This is a genomic window from Spirillospora sp. NPDC046719 (assembly GCF_040645715.1).
GTDB lineage: Bacteria > Actinomycetota > Actinomycetes > Streptosporangiales > Streptosporangiaceae > Spirillospora.
This window is the reverse complement of record NZ_JBEYYT010000721.1, coordinates 1-3,169: the sequence shown is the minus strand read 5'-3', so window position 1 is coordinate 3,169 and position 3,169 is coordinate 1. Positions and strand designations below refer to the sequence as shown.

The 3,169-nt window shown below is 76.7% G+C and carries 3 protein-coding genes; all 3 read left to right on the top strand.

Features of this window, described 5'->3' with window-relative positions:
• Positions 1-1,085: ABC transporter ATP-binding protein (locus ABZ914_RS49230; RefSeq protein WP_500201496.1), on the top strand; the 1,085-nt coding region annotated here is incomplete at its 5' end.
• Complete coding sequence (locus ABZ914_RS49225; RefSeq protein WP_500201495.1) at positions 1,082-2,098, top strand: oligopeptide/dipeptide ABC transporter ATP-binding protein; 1,017 nt, start codon at positions 1,082-1,084, stop codon at positions 2,096-2,098. The genes ABZ914_RS49230 and ABZ914_RS49225, both read left to right, overlap by 4 nt.
• Entirely contained in the window at positions 2,095-3,045 is a 951-nt protein-coding gene (locus ABZ914_RS49220; RefSeq protein WP_500201494.1) for a dihydrodipicolinate synthase family protein, read from the top strand. The genes ABZ914_RS49225 and ABZ914_RS49220 overlap by 4 nt, the downstream gene beginning before the upstream one ends.
• The last annotated feature ends 124 nt before the right edge of the window (positions 3,046-3,169 follow it).

Genomic DNA, 3,169 nt, shown 5'->3' with positions numbered 1-3,169 from the left:
CCCGGACGGCCGCGGCCCCGGCGCCGCCCGCCGCGCGGCTGGAGGAAGACCTGCGCGAGGCCGGACGCCGCCTCGCCGACCGCGCCCGCCCCCTCCCGGACGGCGAACCGCTGCTGCGCGTCGAGGACCTCGCCATCGGGTTCCCCGACCGCTACGGCGACGTGGACGTGGTCGACCGGGTGTCCCTCGACGTGCGGCCCGGCGAGGTCGTCGGCCTGGTCGGCGAGAGCGGCTGCGGCAAGAGCCTCACCAGCCTGGCGATCATGGGGCTGGAGCCGCGCGGGGCCCGGATCGGCGGCCGGCTGCTGTTCGACGGCCGCGACCTGCGCGCCCTGCCCGCCCGGGAGCGCCGCGCGCTGCTCGGCCACGACATGGCGATGGTCTACCAGGACGCGCTGTCCTCGCTGAACCCGGCGATGACGATCCGCGCCCAGCTCCGCCAGCTCACCCGGCGCGGCGGCACCCGCACCCCCGCCGAGCTGCTCGACCTCGTCGGCCTCGACCCGGACCGGACGCTGCGCTCCTATCCGCACGAGCTGTCCGGCGGGCAGCGGCAGCGGGTGCTGATCGCGATGGCGCTGTCCCGCGACCCGAGGCTCGTCGTCGCCGACGAGCCGACCACCGCGCTCGACGTCACCGTCCAGGCCGCCGTCATGCGGCTGCTGCTGCGGCTGCGCGCCGAGCTCGGGTTCGCGCTGATCCTCGTCTCGCACGACCTCGCGCTCGTCGCCGACGTCACCGACCGCGTCGTGGTGATGTACGGCGGGCAGGTCGCCGAGGCCGGCGTCACCTCCGACGTCGTCGCCTCGTCCCGGCACCACTACGCGCGCGGCCTGCTCGGCGCCGTCGTGTCGCTGGAGGCGGCGGACGCGCGGCCCGTGCAGATCCCCGGCGTCGTCCCGTCCCCCGCGCACTTCCCGGCGGGCTGCCGGTTCGCCGACCGGTGCGCCGCCGCCACCGAACTGTGCGCGACGACCCGTCCCGAGGCGTCCGGCGAGCCGCACCGGCACGCGTTCGCCTGCCACCACCCGATCGGCGCGGCGGCCGGCGCGCCCGCCACCGCCAAGGCGGGAGAACAGCGATGACCACACCCGTCATGGAACTGCGCGGCGTGCACGTCCGGCTGCCGGTGCGCGGCGGCAACCCGCTGCGCCGCGCCGCCGTGCACGCGCTCACCGGCGCCGACCTCGCCATCGGACGCGGCGAGACCGTCGGGATCGTCGGCGAGTCCGGCTGCGGCAAGTCCACGCTCGCGAAGGTGCTCGTCGGCCTGACCCGGCCCACCGAGGGCACGGTGCTGTTCGAGGGCGACGACCTCGGCGCGCTGCGGTCCCGCGACCGGTCCGCGCGGCTCGGCGCGTCCGTCGGGATGGTCTTCCAGGACCCGGCGACCGCGCTGAACCGGCGGCTGCCCGTCCGGGCGATCCTCCGCGACCCGCTCGACGTGCACCGGCGCGGCACGCCCGCCGAACGCGACGCCCGCGTCCGCGAGCTGATGTCGCTGGTCGGGCTGCCGCCGCAGCTCGCCGCCGCCCTCCCCGGGCAGCTGTCGGGCGGGCAGCGGCAGCGCGTCGCGATCGCCCGCGCGCTCGCGCTGGAGCCGTCGCTGCTGGTCGCCGACGAGCCGACGTCCGCGCTCGACGTGTCCGTCCGCGCGCAGATCCTCAACCTCATGCTCGACCTCAAGGACCGCCTCGGCCTGTCGATGGTGTTCGTCTCGCACGACATCCAGACCGTCCGGCGCATGTCCGACCGGGTCGTCACCATGTACCTCGGCCGCATCGTCGAGGACGCCCCGGCCGCCGCCGTGGCCCGCGGCGACACCCGGCACCCGTACACGCGGGCGCTGCTGTCGGCCACCCCGAGCCTCCTCGACCCGATGGAGCCGATCCGGCTGGACGGGCCCGTCCCGTCCGCCGTCCACCCGCCGAGCGGCTGCCCGTTCCGGACCCGCTGCTGGCGCGCCACCGAGGAGTGCGCCGAGGCGATGCCCGCGTTCGCCGAGGCCGGCGACGCCGGGCACGCGTACCGCTGCCTGCATCCCGTCACCGACCCGTCCGACCTCGCCCTTTCCCCCGTTTCCCAGGAGATCCCGTGACCGCCGCTCCCGCCGGACCCGCCGCCCCGCCGCTCACCGGCGTCGTCCCCCCGGTCTGCACGCCGCTGACCCCCGACCTGGACGTCGACGCCGCGTCCCTCGAACGGCTCGTCGACCACCTCGTCGGCGCCGGCGTGGACGGGCTGTTCGTGCTCGGCTCCACCAGCGAGGTCGCGTTCCTGCCCGACGCGCACCGCCGCACGGTCCTGGAGACGGTGGTCAAGCACGTCGCCGGGCAGGTCCCGGTGCTCGCCGGCGCGATCGACATGACCACGCTGCGGGTCGTCGAGCACGCCCGCGCCGCCGCCGAGCTCGGCTGCGACGGCGTCGTCGCGACCGCGCCGTTCTACACCCGCACCCACCCGGCGGAGATCGAGACGCACCTGCGCCGCGTCGCCGCCGCCGTCCCGGTCCCCGTCTACGCCTACGATCTGCCGGTCTCGGTGCACTCCAAGCTGGACGCGGCGATGCTGCTGCGGCTCGCGGATGAGGGCGTCCTCGCCGGCGTGAAGGACTCCAGCGGCGACGAGGGCGGGCTGCGCGGCCTGCTCGTCGCGCTCCGCGACGCGGGGACCGGCGGGTTCAGCGTGCTGACCGGGTCCGAGCTGACCGTCGACTCGGCGCTCGCGATGGGCGCGCACGGCGTCGTCCCGGGCCTCGGCAACGTCGACCCGGACGGCTACGTCCGGCTGTACCGGCTGTGCCGGGAGGGCCGCTGGGACGAGGCGCGCGCCGAGCAGGAGCGGCTGCTGCGGCTGTTCGACATCGTCAACGCGGGCGCCGCCGCCCGGATGGGGCGCGGCTCGTCGGCGCTCGGCTCGTTCAAGGCCGCCCTGCACCTGCGCGGCGTCATCGACTGCCCGGTCACCGCGCCGCCGCAGATCCAGCTGGACGCGGCCGAGACCGGGCACGTCCGCCGCACGCTGGCCGCCGCCGGGCTGCTGTGAGCGGCGGGACGCTCGCCGCGCTCGACATCGGCGGCACGAAGATCGCCGCGGCGCTGGTGGACCGGAACGGAACGGTCCTGCGGCGCGGGCGCGTCCCGACGCCGGCCGGGGGAGGGGCCGCCGT